A 17,477-nucleotide genomic window follows, 5' to 3' on the forward strand; every position below is an offset into this window, starting at 1 on the left:
TCGAACACCTGTTCGAACAAGTCAATCCGGTCGTCCACAGGGCTGAGGCTGGCTAGAGTCCGGGGCATGCGTCGTGTCGATCACCCTCGGTTCACCACCGCCTTGCGGCAGGTCGAGGCCAGTATCGACGCCGCCTGGGACACTTTCTGCGCGGAGTCGGGTGGTACGGCGGAACCGCGCGAGCTGGCCGAGGTCGTGCTGCAGGACACCTCCGAGTTCGACTGGCGGATCGTGGACGGCGCGCTGAACCAACTGACCTGCCCGGACTGCGGCGCCACACTCGGCGCCGGCGACTCCGGGTGCCCGAGTTGCGACAAGGCGAACGGCTTCCGCTTCGCCGCGCGGGAGACCGACCGCCCCGGCGTACCTCCCGGAAACGAGCATGCGATCCGCGTCTCCTCGGCAGTAGCCCGCACCCGCCATCGCTACTCGCCCCGCGCCCGGGCCGGCTACGAGCTCTTCCTTCCCGACCTGCTCGACGGTGCCCTGCCCACGACCCCGCAGGCCCAACGTGCCAAGCACCTCATCAACCAGCTCACCGACGACGAACTGGAGCACCTCATCACCCCAGCAGATCTGCAACAGCCCAGCACATAAGGTGGGAGCCATGCCGAGGACTATTGCCACCAATACCAAGGTCGAGCTCGACGGGTTGCTGGAGTTCGTGCGGCCGCGTCATCACATGCTGCTGATGACTACCCGGGCCGACGGGACGGTGCAGGCTTCGCCGGTGTCGGGTGGTGTGGACACCGAGGGGCGGATCGTCATCTCGTCGTACCCGGAGCGGGCGAAGAGCACGAACGTGAAGCGGGCCGGCAAGGCCAGCGTGCTCGTGCTGTCGGACGAGTGGAACGGCGCGTGGGTGCAGGTGGACGGCAGCGGCGAGGTGATCGAGTTGCCGGACGCGGTGGAGGCGCTGGTCGACTACTACCGCTCCATCTCCGGTGAACACCCGGACTGGGACGAGTACCGCGAGGCGATGGTGAAGCAGGGCAAGTGCCTCATCCGCATCACCCCGGAGCGCTGGAGCCCGATCGCCACCGGCGGCTTCCCAGCACATCTCGCTGAGTAGATGCGTACGGCGTTAGTAGTCCACGCCCACCCTGACGACGAGGTGTTCGCCACAGGCGCCGCCACATCCGTACTGAACAAGCAGGGCTGGCACGTCGTACTGCGGGTCGCTACCGCCGGCATGCACGGAGCCCTCGATCACCTCAGCGCCTCCTGCTCACTGCTCGGGATCAGCGAGTGGGACTGGCTGGGCGCAGTGGACCAGTGGATCGACGACGGCGGCCGCAGTGGACCACACTCCTTGGCCATGGCGTCACCGGACGACCTGGCCGAAGCGATCGAGGTCGCGGCCGCTGTGATCGAACCGGAGCTCATCCTCACGGTAGGCACTGACGGGCTGACGGGTCACCCGGACCACATCGCGATCTCACAAGGCGTCCAGCGTGCACTCCAGCGCGTCGACTGTCGTGCACTGGGTGCACGCGTAAGAGCTCAGGACGTGCGTGCGGGCGAGCAGCTGATCCAGCAGCTCGCACCGGGTCAGCAGGTCGGGTCAGGCCACGTCAAAGGGTGCGATGCGCCGCTGGAAGAGATCGGCGGAGCATCCGAGCAGCGCCGGCGGCAGGCCCTGGACGAGTACTACGACGGCCTGGGCAGCAAGCCGCTCGCAGAGCTCCTCGGCGTACACCGGGCGAGCAGCGACGGACTGCTGCTGCGTGCCGTGTTCGACGCGACCGGCTGGCAGCAGGACCGGTTCGAGGAGCTCACTGCTTGGAGCGACGCTCCATCGTCTCGGTGATGCGCTGCATGGCACCTTCCAGGTGCTCGCGCAGCGCTGCCTCCGCACCCTCTTCGTCGTGCGCCAGGCACGCGTCGAGAATCGCCTGGTGCTCGCGACGCGTCTGCTCGATCCGGGCCTTGGTCTGCCGCGAACCGAACCGGTAGCGCTCGCTGTTCTGCCAGACAGGTTCGATCGCCCGCGGCAGCCACCGCGACCCGCCGGACCGGTAGATCGCGAAGTGGAACTCGGTGTGCGCCTGCCGGGACGCGATGTTGTCGCCCAGCTTCGACAACCGGACGTGCTCGGCCAATGCGGTCCGGGCAGCCGACGCGTCCGAGTCGGAGAACCGCGTCGCGGCCGCCCGGACTGCCAGCGACTCCAGCGCCAGCCGGGTCTCGTGGGTGTCGCGCAGGTCCTCCATCGACAGCTCACGCACCCAGGCGCCCTTGTGCGGGACGATCTCGACCAGTCCGAGTGCCGCCATCCGCCGGAGCCCTTCCCGGATCGGCATCTGGCTCATGTCCAGTCGCTTGGCGAGCTCCTCCAGCCGGAGCGCCGTACCGCTGGGAAGTTCGCCGGACAGGATGAGCTCGTGCAGCTCGGCGGCAGCTTCCTCGGCGAGCGTACGACGGCCGGTCGGCCCCCCAGGCGTGAGCTCGAGTCGTCGGATCATCAGTAGCGGGCTGCCTCTCTCCTATTCAGCTCTGGAGGTACCGTAGCCGCCGACCGGGTATCTGGAGGCCTTCGACGACAGATTGCTCAGCTCAAAGCCCAGTAAACATGAGTGGTCTAGGCCACCGACGCTTTCTCAGAGCCCTGTCAGGTCGAGCAGAACCCGGCCTGCTTGCCGCTCCAGCACGTCGCCGATTCGCTCGGCCGGTACGACGTCGTAGTCCGCTCGCCAGGACACCGCTGCGATATCGGCGAGCGCCTGACCGACCGCATGCGGTGCCAACGTGGTCCGCTGCAGGTTCACTGGCAGCACCCGCAGGTCCCGACCGATCAACTGGTGCAGATCGATCGTGGTGAACTCACCGGCCTTGTAGCCCAGTACGGCGATCCGCCCGCCCGGAGAGATGTGCCCGAGCACCCCACCGGCCACCGGACCACCCATGGTGTCGATGACTGCGTCGCACCACGGCAGCTCCCGGCCCACCTGCCCCAGACCGTCCACACGGACCAGCTGATCCACCAGTCCGGTCGCACCGTCAGCGCGGTCGTCCAGCGACACCAGACCGATCACCCGCGAGGCACCGGCCGACCGTGCGATCGCAGCACACATGTGCCCGACCAGACCGGTGACGCCGGTGACCACGACCGTCTCGCCCTCTTGTACGTCGGCCACCCGTCGTACGGCGGTGTGCGCGGTCAACGCCGGCGTCATCAACGCGAGCGCCGTACCCGGCTCGAGCGAAGACGGCAGCCGATGTACGGCGGCATTCGGCACGACGGCGTACCGGCCCCAGACACCGTCCCGTGTCACGCCGACGCCCTCGCCCCGGACCACCACCGACGTACCCGCCTCGGCGACGTCCGAGCTCACCACCACACCGGCCCCTTCGGAGCCAGGCATGAACGGCCCAGACGACATGGACGGCCGCTGTCCGGCCAGTGTCGACCGGTCCAGCGGCGTCACCGCGGCCAGCCGCATCTCCACCAGCGTCTCACCCGGACCGGCGGTCAGCTCGACCTCTTCGGCCTTCGGCTGCTCCCCCGGTCCATGACTGCGCAGGACAGTCCCCCGTGTACTCACGCTTCTACCCCGTTCCCCACGATTTGATATCTGATCACGACCTCGACCAGACAGAACACACGTCTCACCACTCGGCGACCTCCTTCGCCAGCGGCCGGGTCAGCACCTCGGCCGCGGCGGACCGCGCGGCGGACACCTCGTCGCTGCCCATCGGGAACGGCCAGTCACTCCCGGCCAGCACCCGCTCGGGCCCGAACGTCTTCGTCAGCAGCTCCAGTACGGCGTCGTCGTGGACCAGATCGTCGACGTAGAAGCGGCGCAGTGCCTCGGCCACCGGCAAGGACACCGGCTCGATCCCCGGCCGGTCCTGGTCGATCCCGCGCTGCCACCGTCCGGCGACGGCAGCCGTCACACCACCCCCATGGCACAGACAGAACCGGATTCCCGGAAACCGCCCCGGCACGTCCGCGAAGACGAGCGAAGCAGCCGCCAGTCCGGTCTCGTACGGATTCCCCAACAGGTTCGACAGGTAAAACGAATCAAGCCGTTTGTCGTCACTGTGTCCCGGGTGAATCAGCGTGAACGCCTCCAGCGCGTCCAGCACCCGCCACACCGGATCCAGCCCGGCGTAACTCGGCGTACCGAGGGCAAAACCGCTGAAGACGCCCTCACTGGCCAGTCCGGCGGCTACAGCGGGTGCAGCCGGGTCCAGCAGTGGCAGGTGCGCCAGCACGCGCAGCTGCGGTGTGGCGAGCTCCCGGAGGCCCTGGTTCACCAGCTCGGTCCACTCGATGCCGGCGTCGTACCGGAAGAGAGCCGGCGGCACTGACACCACAGCACCGTCGAGGTCCTGTGACGAGACCCAGTGCAGCAGTGCAGCCGGGTCGGCGAGCCGACGCAGCGGCAGTCGCTCCCCGTCGACAACCAGGAAGCCGTTGTCGACGGACAGCCCGAACTCACCCCGATGCGCTGCCGCCAGCACGGTCGGCGGGATCAGGTGCGTGTGGACGTCCCAACCGGCCATGTCAGCGCGCGTCCTCGTCGTTGTCGTAGAAGTCCGGACGCTCCGGGTAGTGCGGACCGTCGTACACCTCCAGCAGGACAGAGGTCTCCTCGGCGCGCGTAGGACCGTGGACGACGCCCTTCGGGTTCCAGTAGAAGCTGCCCTTGGTCAGCGTCGTCCCGGTCGGCAGGTACACGTACCGGCCGGACAGGCAGAACATGAACTGGTTCGAGGCGTGCTTGTGCTTCGACGGGATCCCCGAGCCCTTCTCGAACCGCACCAGTGCGATCGACGCCTCGGTCACCGGGTCCCGCCACAGCATCTTGTGGGACAGGCCGTCCAGCGACTTCTCCACCCACTCCAGGTCCTCCGTCTGCAGCAGGATCTCCTGCAGCGGTTCGTTGAAGCTCATGGCACCTCCCGACCAGTGACCCGGGTGTACAGCTCCTCAGCCACACCAGTACCCATCGGGGCGACCGCGGCGATGTGGCCGTCCGGCCGGATCAGTACGACGCTGTCCGCCGGTACGCCGTACCGCTTGGTGGCGACGCTGCCTGGATCGAACAGCGCCCTGTCCCGCAGACCGGAGTCGTGCGGCGCGTCCCACCGGGACACCGCGTAGTGCTGCAACGCGGGCGACTCGTTCACCGGGATCTCCGGCCGGCGCCGTACGTCGGTGAAGTAGAGCGCCACGAACGAGTCCCGGCACAGGTCGTGGATCGACATACGACCGGTGGGACTCTGCAGCACCAGGTCCGGCGCCCGGTCACCCGCCCGTACGGCAGGCGGCGCAGCGGACGTAGCCACCATCGACCAGTCGCCCACACCCTCGACGTCCAGCCGCACGCTCAGCAGCGTCCGGTTGTACGCCGTGGCCCACGCTCCCGTGTCCTCGGTGACAGCACCGCGCTGGAAGGACATGTACTTGCGAGCCGCCTCCGCCATCTCGCCAGAGCCCTCGATCGCCACCGGTCGCTGCTCCTGCTCGTAGCCGTCCAGCAGCGACGGATCAGCCCAGCCACGCAGTACCCAGGCCAGCCGCCACGGCAGGTTGGACGCGTCCAGCGCACCCGTGTTCAGACCGAGCGCCCACATCGGAGTGATCAGGTGTGCCGCATCGCCCATCAGGAACACCTTGCGATCGACAGTCCATTGCTCCGCCACCCGGTGGTGCACGTTGTAGACCACCGAGCCGAGCAGCTCGATCCGGTCCACCTCGCCGATGAACTGCTTCACCTTCACCAGCAGGTCCTCGTCGCCCGGCGCATCGGCCCCGGCCGCCAGCGGGAACAGGAACCGCCAGTTGTCCGGCTGCCGGATCAGCACCATCCACTCGGACTTGTCCGCGAAGTACGCGAGGTACGGGTAGTCCCGGGCGTTGTCGACGTCCAGATCCACCACTACGTCGATCAGCATGTACCGCTCGGGCAGGGTCTCCCCCACCACCTTCACCCCGAGCGCATCGCGGATCCGCGAACGCCCACCGTCACAGGCCAGCAGGTACGACGCTTCCAGCTCCTGAGGGCCGTCAGGCGTCTCCAGCTGCAGTACTACGCGATCGTCGCGGACCTCGAACGACGTCATCCGGTGCTGCGTCCGCACCGGCTCTGGAAGAGCTGCCGCCAGCAGCGGCTCCATCTTCTGCTGCGGCAGGTTGATGACGAACGGGAACTGGGTGTCGTTCACCAGCTCGGCCAGCTGCACCGAGGCGCGCGGAGTGTTGGTGGCCCGGTCGATGTCGCCGATCTCGTCGATCCGCAGCGCGGCACCGAGGATGCCGTCGACCGCGCCGTACCGGTTCCAGATCTCCAGCGTCCGGCTGAGCGTCGTACCGGCCTTGGTGTCGGAGGACAGGACGGCGTCCTCCTCCAGCAGCACGTACGGGATGCCGTAGTGCGCGAGACCGAGCGCAGTGGTCAGACCGATCGGTCCGGCACCCACCACGGCGACAGGCAGTTGGTTCACGAGTTCACTCCACGAAGCTTGTGAGCTTGGCAAAGGCGCGTTCCCGGGTCAGCACGGACCCGGTCATCGCGGCCGCGTCGGACAGCAGGAACAGCAACGGGCCGACCACGTCCTCGGGGTCGCCGATACCTATGGTGTCCTGCCAGTGCTCCCGGTCCGCACCGGCGTTCGCACCTCGGAACTGCTCGGTGTCGATCACCCCCGGCGCGACCACGTTCACCCGGACCCGGTCGCCGGCCACCTCCACCGCCAGCGTCTTGGCGAACGCCACCAGCGCCGCCTTGCTCGCCGCGTACGCCGCAGCACCCGCGAAGCCGGTCGACGCCATCCCGGACGTGAAAACCACCACCGAACCGGACTGTCGCGCCACCATGTGCGGTACGACGGCCTGACACGCCCAGACCACACCGTCCAGGTTCACCTGCAACGTGCGCGTCCACTCGGCCGCATCGATCTCCAGCACCGGCGACCGCGGCTGCACCGCCGCACCGGCGACCAGACCGTCGATACGTCCGTACCGCTCCAGCACACCCGCTACTGCGGCCTCGACCGCGGACCGGTCCGCCACGTCCACCTTGACGTGCTCGACGCCGTTCGCCGGTGCATTGAGGTCAAAGACGACCGCTGTACCGCCGGCGGCGTTCACCGCGGCAGCCAGCGCCGCACCGATGCCCTGGGCGCCTCCTGTGATCACCACGACCTCACCGGTCGCATCGAAGCTCACCTTCACGGCGTCTCCTTCTGCTTCGATGTCATGGTCTCGGTGATCCGCTGGAACGCGCCGGCCAGGTGACTGCGCAACGCCCGCTCCGCCGCGTCCGGGTCCCGTGCCACGCACGCGTCCAGGATCGCCTGGTGCTCCTGCCGGCTCCGCTCGATCAGGAACGCAGTGGGACGGCTGCCGAACCGGTACCGCTCGCTGTTCTGCCAGACCGGCTCGATTGCTCGCGGCAACCACTGCGAACCACTGGCCCGGTAGATCGCGAAGTGGAAGTCCGCATGAGCCCCACGGGCACCCGCGGAGTCCTCCGCGCGCGACAACCGGAGGTGCTCGGCCAGCGCCGCCGCTGCCTTCGTCAGGTCCTCGTCGGTGAAGTGAGCCGCAGCCGCGCGTACTGCGAGGCTCTCCAACGCCAGCCGCGTCTCGTGCGTGTCACGCAGATCCGCCAGGGACAGGTCACGCACCCACGCGCCACGGTGCGGGATGATCTCGACCAGGCCCAGTGCCTCGAGCCGACGGAGGCCTTCGCGTACGGGCATCTGGCTCATCTCGAGCCGGCTGGCCAGCTCCACCAGGCGAAGAGGCGTACCACTGGGTAGCTCACCGGACAGGATCAGCTGGTGCAGCTCTGCGGCCGCGTGTTCGGCGAGGGTACGGCGCCCTCCCTTGCCGCCACCTGGCAACAACTCCAGTGGCCCGCTCATACCCGAGCCACCCGGTTGCGCAGCGAGCCGAGCTTGTCGGACCGGGTGACGACCACATCGCCGTCCTGCAGGAACACCTGTGGCTCTCGGGCGTTTCCGATGCCGGCCGGCGTACCGGTGAGCAGCAGGTCACCCGGGCGCAACGTCATACCGAAAGACAGCTCACTGATCAGCGTAGCGACGTCGAACGCCATCTGCCGCGTGGACGCGTCCTGCCGTACCTCGTCGTTCACCAGGCACTGCAGGTGAATGTCCTGCGGGTCACCCACCTCGTCGGCGGTGACGATCCAGGGACCCAGCGGCATGGTGTCGTCGATGCTCTTGCCCTTCAGCCACTGCCCGCCGTGCGCACGCTGCAGGTCCCGCTGCGACACGTCGTTTGCGAGCGTGTAGCCCCAGACGTGGTTGAGCGCCTCGTCGACCGGGATGTTCTTGCCGGTCCTGCCGATCACCAGCGCGACCTCGGCCTCGTAGTCCCACTTGGCGGAGATCGCCGGGTCATAGACGATGTCGTCGTACGGACCGATCACCACGTCCGGACCCTTGGTGAAGAACGTCGGGTGCTCGGGCCGGTCCACGTCCTGGCCCTCGCGCTTGCCCTTGCTCTCCTCGAAGTGGTCCCAGTAGTTCCACCCGGTGCACAGGATGTCGCGCCGGAACCGCCGCAGCGGCGCGCGCAGGATCTCTTCACTGTAAGGGATCTTGTCCACCACCTCGGCCGGACCGGCGATCACCTCGGTCAGGTCTGTTGCATCGAGCAACAGAACCGTATCGCCGTCGAGTACGCCGGGCCGCTCGCTCCCGGCGTACTCCACCGTCACGTACTTCATCTCAGGTCCACTCGACACCACGCATCACGAGTTCACCCCCTGGTCATGCGATCACGGCGATCGCGTTGATCTCGATCAGGTAGTCCGGGTGCGCGAGCTTGCTGACCTCGACCATCGTCGAGGCCGGCAGCGGCTCGATGAAGTACTGCGCGCGGATCTCGTGGATCTTGGCGAAGTCCTCCATGTTGCGCACATAGACATCCACCCGGCAGATATCGGCGAGCGTGCCGCCGGCCGCCTCGACCGCCGACTTCACGTTCTCGCAGACCTGCCGGGTCTGCTCCCGGACGTCCCCGACGCCGGCGATGCTGCCGTCCGGACGGCGGGCGGTCATCCCGGAGACGAACACCAGCCGCCCGGTCGCCTCGATCGTGGTCGCCTGCGAGAACACCCCGTTCGGGCTCCGCAGCGCCTCAGTGGAAACCTGTGTCTTCGGCATCAGTTCAACATCCCTCCCGTCGGGATGACGGCGCCGACCGCGCGTGCGGCCGCCAGCAATCCGTCCAGGCCCGACCTTTCAATCCGTACGCCGTTACGCCGCTGCTGCGCCGCGCGCTCGGCCTCGATCTCGCCCGGCAGGTACAGCCGGTTCACCCCCGGCGCCGTCGCACTCCCACGGACGCGAGCAGCCAGTCCGGACGAGCGCCGCTTGAAGTCCTCCACGCCGCCCATCAGCTCCGGGTCGATCGCCAGGAACAGGTGCGCGCAGTCGTTCGGCCGGTCCGGCTCCCGGTACAGCGGGCGGACCTGGTCGCCCCACCCGCCGCCGCTCAGGACACCGGTGAGCACGTCGATCATCAGCGCCAGCCCGAAGCCCTTGTGACCCGCGGCCGGCAGCAGCATGCCGAGCACCGCCTCGTCCGGGTCCGTGGTCGGCGTCCCGGAGGGATCGGTGGCCCAGGTGTCCGGGATCGGCCGCCCGGCCGACGCCGCGAGCCGGATCTTGCCCAGGGCAACAGCCGACAACGCCATGTCCAGGACGATCTCCACACCCGCCGTGGTCGGCACCGCGATCGCGAGGGGGTTGTTGCCGACCAGCCGCTCCGCGCCGCCCGGGGCGGGCATCAGCGGCGTGGTGTTCGACATCGCGATACCGATACACCCCGCCTGGCCGGCTTGCATCGCCCAACGGCTGGCCGCGCCGAAGTGGTGGGCGTTGCGCACCGAGACGATGCCGATCCCGTACCGGCCGGCGCGCTCGATCGCGTGCCGCATCGCCTGCGGGCTGGACAGCTGGCCCATCCCGCCGCGGGCATCCACCACCATCGCGGCGCCGGCGTCGAACAGGATGTCGAGCTCGCGTTCCCGGGTCACGCCGCCGGCGTTCAGGCGTTCGACGTACATCGGGACCAGCATCACGCCGTGCGAGCTGACGCCGCGCAGGTCGGCCTCGACGAGCGCCGTGGCGATCTCGGTCGCGTCCGCGGAGTCGAACCCGAGCGCCGTGAACACGCCCGCCACGGTCGCCTCCAGCCACTCGCGCCGGACCAGCACCCGCCGATCCGCATCAGAAGCTTGTGCGGTCATCGCTTCTCCTGCGCCCATGGGAGGAGCCAGTGCTCCAGCAGGACCAGGGCGTAGAACAAGGCGATGCTCATCACGCTCAGCAGGCTGATCGCGGCGAACGCCAGGGTGGTGTCCGCGCTCGCGCCGGACTGCTGGATGACGTACCCGAGTCCCTTGGTGGCGCCAACGAACTCGGAGATCACCGAACCGATCACCGCCAGCGAGATCGCCACCTTGAACCCGGTGAAGATCTGCGGCATCGCGTACCGCAGCCGGAGCTTGAAGAACTCCTGCACCCGGCTCGCGTTCAGCGACCGCATCAGCTCGACCAGCTCGGTCGGCGTCGACTTCATCCCCTGTGCGGTCGAGATGACGATCGGGAAGAAGCACATCAGCAGCACCATCACGACCTTCGGCCACTGCCCGAAGCCCATCCAGATCACCAGCAGCGGCGCGATCGCCACCTTCGGGATGGAGTTCACCATCAGCAGCAGCGGGTACACCAGCCGCTCGAGGACCACCGAGCGGACGATCAGCACCGCGATCGGTACGCCGATCACGATCGCGAGCAGGAACCCCTCGATCGTCTCGAGCAACGACGTACCGGTCTCCTGCAGCAGGTAACCGGGCTGCTCGAAGAACTTGACCACCACGTCCCACGGGCTCGGCAGCAGATACGGCTCGATCGAGAACACGACCGTCGCGCCCCACCACAGCCCGATCGCGACCGCCAGGCCGATGATCGGGAGTACGACGGCGGCCACCGGAGAGTCGGTCAGCCAGGTCCGCTTCGGCATCGTCCGCCGGGTCATCGCGACCGCACCTCGTCGACCGGGCGCACCTCGTCGGACTCTTTCTCGGCCAGCAGCGCGTGCAGCCGGCCACTGATCGCGGCGACCTCGGTGAGGTGCGCGTTCTGGCCGAGGCTGCGCGGCCGCGGGATATCGATGTCGACGACCTCCCGCATCCGGCCCGGCCGCGGGGTCAGCACGACCACCCGGTCGGCCAGTACGACGGCTTCCTCGATCGAGTGCGTGACGAACACGATCGTGGTGGACAGCTCCATCTTGATCCGCTGCAGCTCTTCGGACAGCTCGGTCCGGGTGAGCGCGTCGAGCGCGGAGAACGGCTCGTCCATCAGCATCACCTGCGGGTCGCGGATCAGCGACCGGCACAGCGACACCCGCTGCTGCATACCGCCGGACAGCTCGTGCGGCAGCCGCCGCTCGAACCCCTGCAATCCGACCAGTTCGAGCAGCTGATGGGCCCGGTCCCGGTACGCCGCCTTGCTGCGGTCGCCCGCGCCTTTGTCGATCTCGACCGGCAGCATCACGTTCGACAACACCGAACGCCAGGGCAGCAGCGCCGGCCGCTGGAACATGAACGAGACGTCCCGGCGCGGTCCGGTGACGGGCTCCCCCGCCACCTGAACCGCACCGGACGTCGGGGGCAGCAGTCCCGCGATCAGCCGGAGCAGCGTGGACTTGCCACAGCCGGACCGGCCGATCAGCGTGACGAACTCACCGCCTCGAACGTGCAGGTCGATCTTCTCCAGGGCGGTCACCTGGCCCTCGCGTCCGTCGAAGACCTGCCCCACGCCGTCCAGGCGAATCATCCGGTTCCAGTACTCCTAACCTCAGCTCTTCGGAGCCAGGTTCAGCGTCACGACGTCCTCGGGCTTGATCACGCCCGAGCCGATCGCCTTCGACTCCTCCAGCAGCGAGATGACCTTCTGCACCCGCTCCTGCGTGACCTCACCCAGCGGACCCTTGAAGTCGTCCGGCTTGATGTACTCCTTCATGATCTCGAGTTCCTTGGTGGCCACCGTGAGATCGGTGTTGGGCACGTACTTCTTCAGGGTCGCGGCCGCCGCGGCCGGGTCGTTGTACGTGTCCTGCAGGCCCTTGAGCAGCGCGTTGGTGAACTTCTTCACCTGGTCCGGGTGGTCCTTGGCCAGGTCCGACCGGGTGATGATCGCGTTTCCGTACAGATCCGGCAGCACCTTGCCGTACGGCAGCTTGATGACCTTGCGGTGCTTCTCCTTGTCGGCATTCGCGATCAGCGGCTCACCGACCATGAACTGGCCGATGCCCTGGACCTTGCCGGACGCCAGCAGGGCCGGCAGCCCCGGCGGCGGCGAGGGGAGGAAGGTGACCTTACTCGCGTCGATACCGACCGCCTTGGCGTAGACCGGGAACATCACCGTGTTGGTGGAGCCCGGCTGGTCGCCGATCGTCTTGCCGGGCAGGTCCTTCGGCCCGTTGATGCCCAGGCCCTCCAGGGACATGATCCCGGCCAAGGACCGCTGGTGGACCATGCCGACCGTGGTGACCGGGAGCTTCTGCTTGGCGAGGGTGATCGCGACCGCGGTGAAGTCGCCGATGCCGTAGTCGGCCTGACCGCCGGCCACCAGCTTCATCACGTCGACGGTGCCGCTGCCGGGGGTGATCTTGACGTCGAAACCGGCGTCCTTGAAGTACCCCTTCTCCAACGCGACGTAGGCATATGCCTCGCGCCCGAAGGTGTTGAACGACGTCAGGTAGCTGACCTTCTGCAGCCCGTCGCCGTCGGCCTGTTTGCCGCTGTCGTCACCGTTGCACGCACTCACCAGGGCGAGCCCCAGGACCGCCATCAGGGCGATGACGGAACGCCTCAACCTCATATCGACCTCTCTCGTCCCGATATTTGATCAAACATCAAATATGGAAAGGTGGTCAATTCACCCGCGGGGTCTTCACGGGGACTTAACGTCCGCCGCGCCGGGTCCTCGCGGTCCTGCTGACCACCCGTCCTGGAGCCGTTCCCCTACCCGTCCAGACACATCCTGTAACCGGACGGGCACCCGCCCCGACCACAGACCGTACCTGCCGGAGCAGCAGATCGCGACGCCCGCAGAGACCGAACTCGGCGACACTCCGTCAAATTTGCGTAAACCCTCAACTTCTTCGTGACCCAACCCACCCGGTCCGGCCCGGAATCACGGGTTTCCCTCCGTTCACTCCGGGGAGGGAGGGAAACCCGCCCCGGCTTTGACAGGATGTGATGGTGCGAGACGTGGCGCGACGGGTGTGGCGGGCGATCGGTTGCCTGTGGCGTCCGTCGACGTACCTGCGCTGGGTGTACCTGCTGCTCGGCGCGGCGCTGGTCCTGGCGTTCATCCTGGTCGACAGCGCGCTCGGCGCGGTGGTCGGCGATCTCGGCCTGCCGAAGGTTGCCACCGGCACCATCTGGGTGCTGCTCGGCCTGGTGCCGCCGGTCGTGCTCGGCCTGCTGCCCGCCGTCCGCGAGGTCGAGGGCATCGCGGTCGAGTCGCTGCTCGCGGTGCGGTTCGAGGAGCGACCCCTCGGCCCGGCGCGGACCTGGGCGCAGCGGCGGCGTACGACGCTGTGGTTCTGCCTGCACCTGCTGGCCGGCGGCGTCGTCGGCATCCTCAGCACGATCGTTTTCGGTCTCGGCGCGATCTGGCTGGCCGCTCCGTTCCGCTCCCCCGGTGCTCGCGACGTCGTCCCTGGCTGGTCGTACGACGTGCACGGCAACTGGACCGACCTGTGGATGCCGGCCGCGGCGATCGGCGGTCTCGCCGGGCTGTTCCTGCTGTCCGCCGCCGTCGGCGCGCTGCTGGCGTACCTGGCGCCCCGCGTGCTCGGCCCGACCGCGGCGGAGCGCATCGAGCTCCTCGAGAAGCAGACCGCGACACTTGCCGAGCGCAACCGTCTCGCCCGCGAGCTGCACGACAGCGTCGGGCACGCGCTGAGCCTGGTCACGATCCAGGCGGCGGCCGCCCGCCGCGTGCTGGCCAGCGATCCGGAGTTCGCCGAGACCGCACTGGCCGCGATGGAGACCTCCGCCCGGGCGGCGCTGGCCGATCTCGATCATGTGCTCGGCCTGCTCCGCGACGACCGGCGGCCGGGTTCCCGGACCACGCCGCAGGCCACGCTCGGGGGTCTGGACCGGCTGGTCGACGCGACCCGGGCCGGCGGGATCACGGTCGAGGTCGAGCGATCGGGCGCGCTGGAGCAACTGCCGGCCGCGGTGTCCCGGGAGGCGTACCGGATCGTCCAGGAGGGCCTGACCAACGCGATCCGGCACGCCGGACGCCCGGCCGGCGAGCTGGCCGTGCACCTGTCGATCTGCCTGGACGCATCCGGGCTGCGGCTCGCCGTGACCAACCCGGTCAGCGGCAGGTCCGATCACTCCGGTGGCGGCCGCGGCCTGGCCGGGATCCGTGAAAGAGTCGCCGTACTGCGAGGAACCGTCGACGCCGGCCCGGTCGATTGGCAGGACGACCCGGGATGGCAACTGGCAGTCCGGTTACCCGTGAGTGTGACGAAGGGAGGATGACATGAACCTGTCCGTGGTCGTGGTCGATGACGAGCCGCTGATCCGTAGCGGGTTGCGGGCCATCATCAACGCCGAGGAGGACCTCACGGTCGTCGGTGAAGCCGGCGACGGGGCGGAGGTGCTGCCACTGGTACGTCGTACCGGCGCGGACGTCGTACTGATGGACGTCCGGATGCCCGCGGTGGACGGCATCCAGGCGACGCGACTGCTACTGGACAGCCTCGACCCGGCGCCGCGCGTCCTGGTCGTCACGACGTTCGAGAACGACGACTACGTGTACGACGCGCTGCGGGCCGGAGCGTCCGGGTTCCTGCTCAAGCGGACTCCGCCGGACGACATCATCGCGGCGATCCGGACGGTCGCGAAGAGCGAGTCGTTGCTGTTCCCGGAGGCGATCCGCGCCCTTGCTCTCGCCCACGCCGGCACCCCGGCGCCGAGCGGACTCGACCGGTACCAGCTGACCGAACGCGAGCAGGAGGTCCTGCGGCTGATGGCCCGCGGACTGTCGAACGCGGAGATCGCCGCGGAGCTGATCCTCGGTCTGCAGACCGTCAAGACGCACGTCGCCAACGTGCTCGCCAAGCTCCACGCCCGGGACCGCACCCAAGCGGTGATCCGCGCCTACGAGTCAGGCTTCGTGCCGCTGCATTAAGTGTTGACCGGGTCGTCGGCCTCGGCCAGGGTGCAGGCATTGTGGAGCGGGTCGACGTCGTTGGCCTTCATCGCCAGCCGCTGCAGGAGCATCCGGAAGCTGGACCGCTCCGACTCGTCGAGGATGCCCAGCATCTCGTCCTCGGTGGCACGTAGCCGCCGCTCGAGGTCACAGAGTGCCTCGTGGCCTTCGTCGGTCGGCGCGATCAGCCGCGCCCGCCGGTCGGCCGGGTCGGGCCGGCGCTGCACCAGGCCTGCCTTCTCCAGGTCGTCGAGCAGGTAGGTCATCACGGTCCGGTCGACGCCGAGCTGAGCGGCCAGGTCGAGCTGCCGTTTCGGTCCCTCGGCGCTCGTCGTCGCGAGCACCTGGTAGCCCCGCGGTCCGCCGGGCAACCCTTCCAGCGCCGCCGCGGACGCCTTCACGTACCGCCGGAAGACGACGCCGAGCGCCCAGCCGAGGTCGGCCTCCACCGGTGCGCCACTGGCGACCGCGGGCTCGACCCCTCGCGTACCTCGGGTCGCGACGTCGGGCGGAGTACTGGACATGTCCCCATCGTACGTGGTGTACGCCACCCGGAATACGATCTGACTTGAATATGTTCTGCAAAACAGATTATCTTCATAACAGCTCAATATGAGCACGCCCCCTCACCTTGATGGAGAACGAATGAGCACCCTGCTACGCGTCGACGCCAGCATCCGGCTGGACGGCTCGGTGTCCCGCGCCCTCGCGGACAGCGCAGAAGCCGCCTGGAAGGCTGAGCACCCGGACGGTGTCGTGGTACGGCGTGACCTCGGTCAGCACCCGCTGCCCGCGACCGTGTGGCCGACCCTGGCCGCGGCCCAGGTGGGCCAGCAGCCGGTCGCCGAATCGGACCGGATGCCGCTCGCCGAGGCCCAGGCGATCGCCGACGAACTGAAGGCGGAGATCGTGAACGCCGACGCGGTCCTGCTCGCCGTACCGATGTACAACTACGGCATCGCCCAGCACGTGAAGACGTGGATCGACCTGCTGGTGATCGACAAGGACCTCGCCTTCGGTTCCCGGCCGCTGGCCGGGCGGCCGGCGATCTTCGCGCTCGCCCGCGGCGGCGGATACGGCCCCGGCTCGCCGAAGCAGGGCTGGGACCACGCCACGCCGTACCTCGAGCGAATCTTCGGTGACGTCTTCGGCATGAACATCCGGACCGCCGCCGCTGAGCTCACCCTCGCCCCGGTCACCCCGGGCATGGAGGAGCTCATCGACGCCTCCAAGGTCTCGGAATCCGAGGCCCACGTGGAGGCCGAGACCCACGGCACCGTCGTCGCCCGCGAGGTCGTCGGCAAGGCGGCCTGAGTTGGCGGACCTCCAGCACTACACAATTGCCCGTCCGCGAGCAGGCTGAGCGTGGGCGGGCAGCCGTCAGGCCGATTGTGGAGTGCTGGAGGTCCGTAGCCAGGTCGACAAATTCACCGACAATGTGACGATCATCGGCTCTGGCAGTGCCCCGACCCGCTGCAGCAGCTCGCGGTAGTTCAGGTGCCGGGCGCTCGGTGTCATCAGCACCAACTGCTCCACGGCCGATCGGTCGAGCCGCATCGTCTCCTCGACCACCTCGGTGCCGACGCGCTCGAACTCCCCCGCGAGCGACTCCTCCAGGCGGCGTTCCTTCTGCTCGTCGACGCTGACCATCCCCAGTACGTCGACGAGCTCGCCGAGGTGCTGCTGGTTCGGCGTGACCACGAGCAGCCGGCCGTCGGGGGCCAGTACGCGGGCCATCTCGGCGGCGTTCCGGGGGGCGAACACGTTCAGCATCAGCTGAGCCGACCCGTCCATCAACGGCAGTTCACGCCACGCGTCGCACACCACGGACGCGATCCGTGGGTCCGCTCGGGCCGCGCGGCGGGCGGCGTACTTCGACACGTCGAGTGCGATCCCGCGACGGTGCGGGGACAGGCCCAGGACACCGGTCAGGTAGTAGGCGGTGCCGGCGCCGACCTCGACGACCAGATCGTCCTCGCCCAGCCCGGCCTGCAGGATCAGTGCGTCCCGGATCGGTCCGTAGTGGCCGGTGCCGAGGAAGACCGTGCGGGCGCCGACCATCGCGGCCGAGTCGCCCTCGATCCCGTTCGAGGCCGAGGGCAACAAGTTCAGGTAGCCCTGCTTGGCCAGGTCGTAGGCGTGCCCGCGCGGGCAGCGCGCCGTACGGTCGTCCAGCGCCAGCCGGTCAGCACACACCGGACAGCGCAGGACGGCCACGAGGTCGCCATCCATGGAGCTGGTCACGAGAC

The 17,477-nt window shown here is 68.5% G+C and carries 21 protein-coding genes; 6 read left to right on the top strand and 15 right to left on the bottom strand.

Translation table 11 applies throughout. From position 1 onward, the window contains the following. Positions 1-66 precede the first annotated feature (66 nt). The 3 genes from E0H45_RS24260 to E0H45_RS24270 are packed head-to-tail and all read left to right on the top strand — an operon-like array spanning position 67 to position 1,810. Entirely contained in the window at positions 67-597 is a 531-nt protein-coding gene (locus E0H45_RS24260) for a hypothetical protein (RefSeq protein ID WP_131341258.1), read from the top strand. A 10-nt stretch (positions 598-607) separates the two neighbouring features. Next, entirely contained in the window at positions 608-1,072 is a 465-nt protein-coding gene (locus E0H45_RS24265; RefSeq protein WP_131341261.1) for a PPOX class F420-dependent oxidoreductase, read from the top strand. Then, positions 1,073-1,810 carry a PIG-L family deacetylase gene (locus E0H45_RS24270; protein WP_131341264.1) on the top strand — a complete coding sequence of 246 codons (738 nt, stop codon included), beginning with the start codon at positions 1,073-1,075 and terminating at the stop codon, positions 1,808-1,810. On the opposite strand, the gene E0H45_RS24275 is transcribed toward E0H45_RS24270, so the two are convergent. From E0H45_RS24275 to E0H45_RS24335, 13 genes are all read right to left on the bottom strand, one after another. Next, complete coding sequence (locus tag E0H45_RS24275) at positions 1,776-2,465, bottom strand: GntR family transcriptional regulator (protein ID WP_131341267.1); 690 nt, start codon at positions 2,463-2,465, stop codon at positions 1,776-1,778. The genes E0H45_RS24270 and E0H45_RS24275 overlap by 35 nt on opposite strands. Positions 2,466-2,600: 135 nt before the next feature. Next, positions 2,601-3,545, bottom strand: a complete 945-nt coding sequence (locus tag E0H45_RS24280) for a quinone oxidoreductase family protein (RefSeq protein ID WP_131341270.1) — start codon at positions 3,543-3,545, stop codon at positions 2,601-2,603. Positions 3,546-3,609: 64 nt separating this feature from the next. Continuing rightward, positions 3,610-4,509 carry an amidohydrolase family protein gene (locus tag E0H45_RS24285; RefSeq protein WP_131341272.1) on the bottom strand — a complete coding sequence of 300 codons (900 nt, stop codon included), beginning with the start codon at positions 4,507-4,509 and terminating at the stop codon, positions 3,610-3,612. A 1-nt stretch (position 4,510) separates the two neighbouring features. After that, a complete protein-coding gene (locus tag E0H45_RS24290) occupies positions 4,511-4,900 on the bottom strand; it encodes a cupin domain-containing protein (protein WP_131341274.1) in 390 nt (129 codons plus the stop codon). Beyond that, positions 4,897-6,453, bottom strand: a complete 1,557-nt coding sequence (locus E0H45_RS24295; RefSeq protein WP_131341276.1) for an FAD-dependent monooxygenase — start codon at positions 6,451-6,453, stop codon at positions 4,897-4,899. The genes E0H45_RS24290 and E0H45_RS24295 overlap by 4 nt, the downstream gene beginning before the upstream one ends. A 4-nt stretch (positions 6,454-6,457) precedes the next feature. After that, positions 6,458-7,183, bottom strand: a complete 726-nt coding sequence (locus tag E0H45_RS24300) for an SDR family NAD(P)-dependent oxidoreductase (RefSeq protein WP_131341278.1) — start codon at positions 7,181-7,183, stop codon at positions 6,458-6,460. Beyond that, positions 7,180-7,878, bottom strand: a complete 699-nt coding sequence (locus E0H45_RS24305) for a GntR family transcriptional regulator (RefSeq protein WP_131341281.1) — start codon at positions 7,876-7,878, stop codon at positions 7,180-7,182. The genes E0H45_RS24300 and E0H45_RS24305 overlap by 4 nt, the downstream gene beginning before the upstream one ends. Further along, positions 7,875-8,708: a fumarylacetoacetate hydrolase family protein gene (locus tag E0H45_RS24310; protein ID WP_131341284.1), complete on the bottom strand. Its 834-nt coding sequence runs from the start codon at positions 8,706-8,708 to the stop codon at positions 7,875-7,877. The genes E0H45_RS24305 and E0H45_RS24310 overlap by 4 nt, the downstream gene beginning before the upstream one ends. Before the next feature lie 43 nt (positions 8,709-8,751). Further along, positions 8,752-9,147, bottom strand: coding sequence for a RidA family protein (locus tag E0H45_RS24315; protein WP_131341288.1), 396 nt, complete (start codon positions 9,145-9,147; stop codon positions 8,752-8,754). Next, a complete protein-coding gene (locus E0H45_RS24320; RefSeq protein WP_131341291.1) occupies positions 9,147-10,235 on the bottom strand; it encodes an Ldh family oxidoreductase in 1,089 nt (362 codons plus the stop codon). Before E0H45_RS24320 ends, E0H45_RS24315 begins: the two co-directional genes overlap by 1 nt. After that, entirely contained in the window at positions 10,232-11,026 is a 795-nt protein-coding gene (locus E0H45_RS24325) for an ABC transporter permease (protein ID WP_238155231.1), read from the bottom strand. The genes E0H45_RS24320 and E0H45_RS24325 overlap by 4 nt, the downstream gene beginning before the upstream one ends. Further along, positions 11,023-11,829 carry an ABC transporter ATP-binding protein gene (locus tag E0H45_RS24330; protein WP_131341294.1) on the bottom strand — a complete coding sequence of 269 codons (807 nt, stop codon included), beginning with the start codon at positions 11,827-11,829 and terminating at the stop codon, positions 11,023-11,025. The genes E0H45_RS24325 and E0H45_RS24330 overlap by 4 nt, the downstream gene beginning before the upstream one ends. A gap of 21 nt (positions 11,830-11,850) precedes the next feature. Further along, positions 11,851-12,876, bottom strand: a complete 1,026-nt coding sequence (locus tag E0H45_RS24335) for an ABC transporter substrate-binding protein (protein ID WP_131341297.1) — start codon at positions 12,874-12,876, stop codon at positions 11,851-11,853. Between the two features lie 392 nt (positions 12,877-13,268). On the opposite strand from E0H45_RS24335, the gene E0H45_RS24340 reads away from it, so the two are divergent. Together E0H45_RS24340 and E0H45_RS24345 are read left to right on the top strand one after the other, a co-directional pair. Further along, positions 13,269-14,555, top strand: a complete 1,287-nt coding sequence (locus E0H45_RS24340) for a sensor histidine kinase (protein WP_238155232.1) — start codon at positions 13,269-13,271, stop codon at positions 14,553-14,555. Position 14,556: 1 nt separating this feature from the next. Further along, positions 14,557-15,207, top strand: a complete 651-nt coding sequence (locus E0H45_RS24345; protein WP_131341303.1) for a response regulator transcription factor — start codon at positions 14,557-14,559, stop codon at positions 15,205-15,207. Here E0H45_RS24345 and E0H45_RS24350 read toward each other — a convergent pair. After that, positions 15,204-15,752 carry a MarR family winged helix-turn-helix transcriptional regulator gene (locus E0H45_RS24350; RefSeq protein WP_131341306.1) on the bottom strand — a complete coding sequence of 183 codons (549 nt, stop codon included), beginning with the start codon at positions 15,750-15,752 and terminating at the stop codon, positions 15,204-15,206. The two genes, E0H45_RS24345 and E0H45_RS24350, sit on opposite strands and share 4 nt — an antisense overlap. A gap of 121 nt (positions 15,753-15,873) precedes the next feature. On the opposite strand from E0H45_RS24350, the gene E0H45_RS24355 reads away from it, so the two are divergent. Continuing rightward, positions 15,874-16,542, top strand: a complete 669-nt coding sequence (locus tag E0H45_RS24355; RefSeq protein ID WP_131341308.1) for an FMN-dependent NADH-azoreductase — start codon at positions 15,874-15,876, stop codon at positions 16,540-16,542. Between the two features lie 66 nt (positions 16,543-16,608). On the opposite strand, the gene E0H45_RS24360 is transcribed toward E0H45_RS24355, so the two are convergent. Next, positions 16,609-17,472, bottom strand: coding sequence for a putative RNA methyltransferase (locus E0H45_RS24360; protein WP_238155233.1), 864 nt, complete (start codon positions 17,470-17,472; stop codon positions 16,609-16,611). Positions 17,473-17,477 lie beyond the last annotated feature (5 nt).

Origin of the sequence: Kribbella soli (assembly GCF_004331345.1) — a bacterium.
Lineage (GTDB): Bacteria > Actinomycetota > Actinomycetes > Propionibacteriales > Kribbellaceae > Kribbella > Kribbella soli.

Excerpts from the sequence above, each read along its gene's own strand:
- E0H45_RS24260 (WP_131341258.1), top strand. The coding sequence starts at position 67 with ATGCGTCGTGTCGATCACCCTCGGTTCACCACCGCCTTGCGGCAGGTC.
- E0H45_RS24265 (WP_131341261.1), top strand. The coding sequence starts at position 608 with ATGCCGAGGACTATTGCCACCAATACCAAGGTCGAGCTCGACGGGTTG.
- E0H45_RS24270 (WP_131341264.1), top strand. The coding sequence starts at position 1,073 with ATGCGTACGGCGTTAGTAGTCCACGCCCACCCTGACGACGAGGTGTTC.
- E0H45_RS24275 (WP_131341267.1), bottom strand. The coding sequence starts at position 2,465 with ATGATCCGACGACTCGAGCTCACGCCTGGGGGGCCGACCGGCCGTCGT.
- E0H45_RS24285 (WP_131341272.1), bottom strand. The coding sequence starts at position 4,509 with ATGGCCGGTTGGGACGTCCACACGCACCTGATCCCGCCGACCGTGCTG.
- E0H45_RS24290 (WP_131341274.1), bottom strand. The coding sequence starts at position 4,900 with ATGAGCTTCAACGAACCGCTGCAGGAGATCCTGCTGCAGACGGAGGAC.
- E0H45_RS24305 (WP_131341281.1), bottom strand. The coding sequence starts at position 7,878 with ATGAGCGGGCCACTGGAGTTGTTGCCAGGTGGCGGCAAGGGAGGGCGC.
- E0H45_RS24310 (WP_131341284.1), bottom strand. The coding sequence starts at position 8,708 with ATGAAGTACGTGACGGTGGAGTACGCCGGGAGCGAGCGGCCCGGCGTA.
- E0H45_RS24315 (WP_131341288.1), bottom strand. The coding sequence starts at position 9,147 with ATGCCGAAGACACAGGTTTCCACTGAGGCGCTGCGGAGCCCGAACGGG.
- E0H45_RS24320 (WP_131341291.1), bottom strand. The coding sequence starts at position 10,235 with ATGACCGCACAAGCTTCTGATGCGGATCGGCGGGTGCTGGTCCGGCGC.
- E0H45_RS24325 (WP_238155231.1), bottom strand. The coding sequence starts at position 11,026 with ATGACCCGGCGGACGATGCCGAAGCGGACCTGGCTGACCGACTCTCCG.
- E0H45_RS24330 (WP_131341294.1), bottom strand. The coding sequence starts at position 11,829 with ATGATTCGCCTGGACGGCGTGGGGCAGGTCTTCGACGGACGCGAGGGC.
- E0H45_RS24335 (WP_131341297.1), bottom strand. The coding sequence starts at position 12,876 with ATGAGGTTGAGGCGTTCCGTCATCGCCCTGATGGCGGTCCTGGGGCTC.
- E0H45_RS24345 (WP_131341303.1), top strand. The coding sequence starts at position 14,557 with ATGAACCTGTCCGTGGTCGTGGTCGATGACGAGCCGCTGATCCGTAGC.
- E0H45_RS24350 (WP_131341306.1), bottom strand. The coding sequence starts at position 15,752 with ATGTCCAGTACTCCGCCCGACGTCGCGACCCGAGGTACGCGAGGGGTC.
- E0H45_RS24355 (WP_131341308.1), top strand. The coding sequence starts at position 15,874 with ATGAGCACCCTGCTACGCGTCGACGCCAGCATCCGGCTGGACGGCTCG.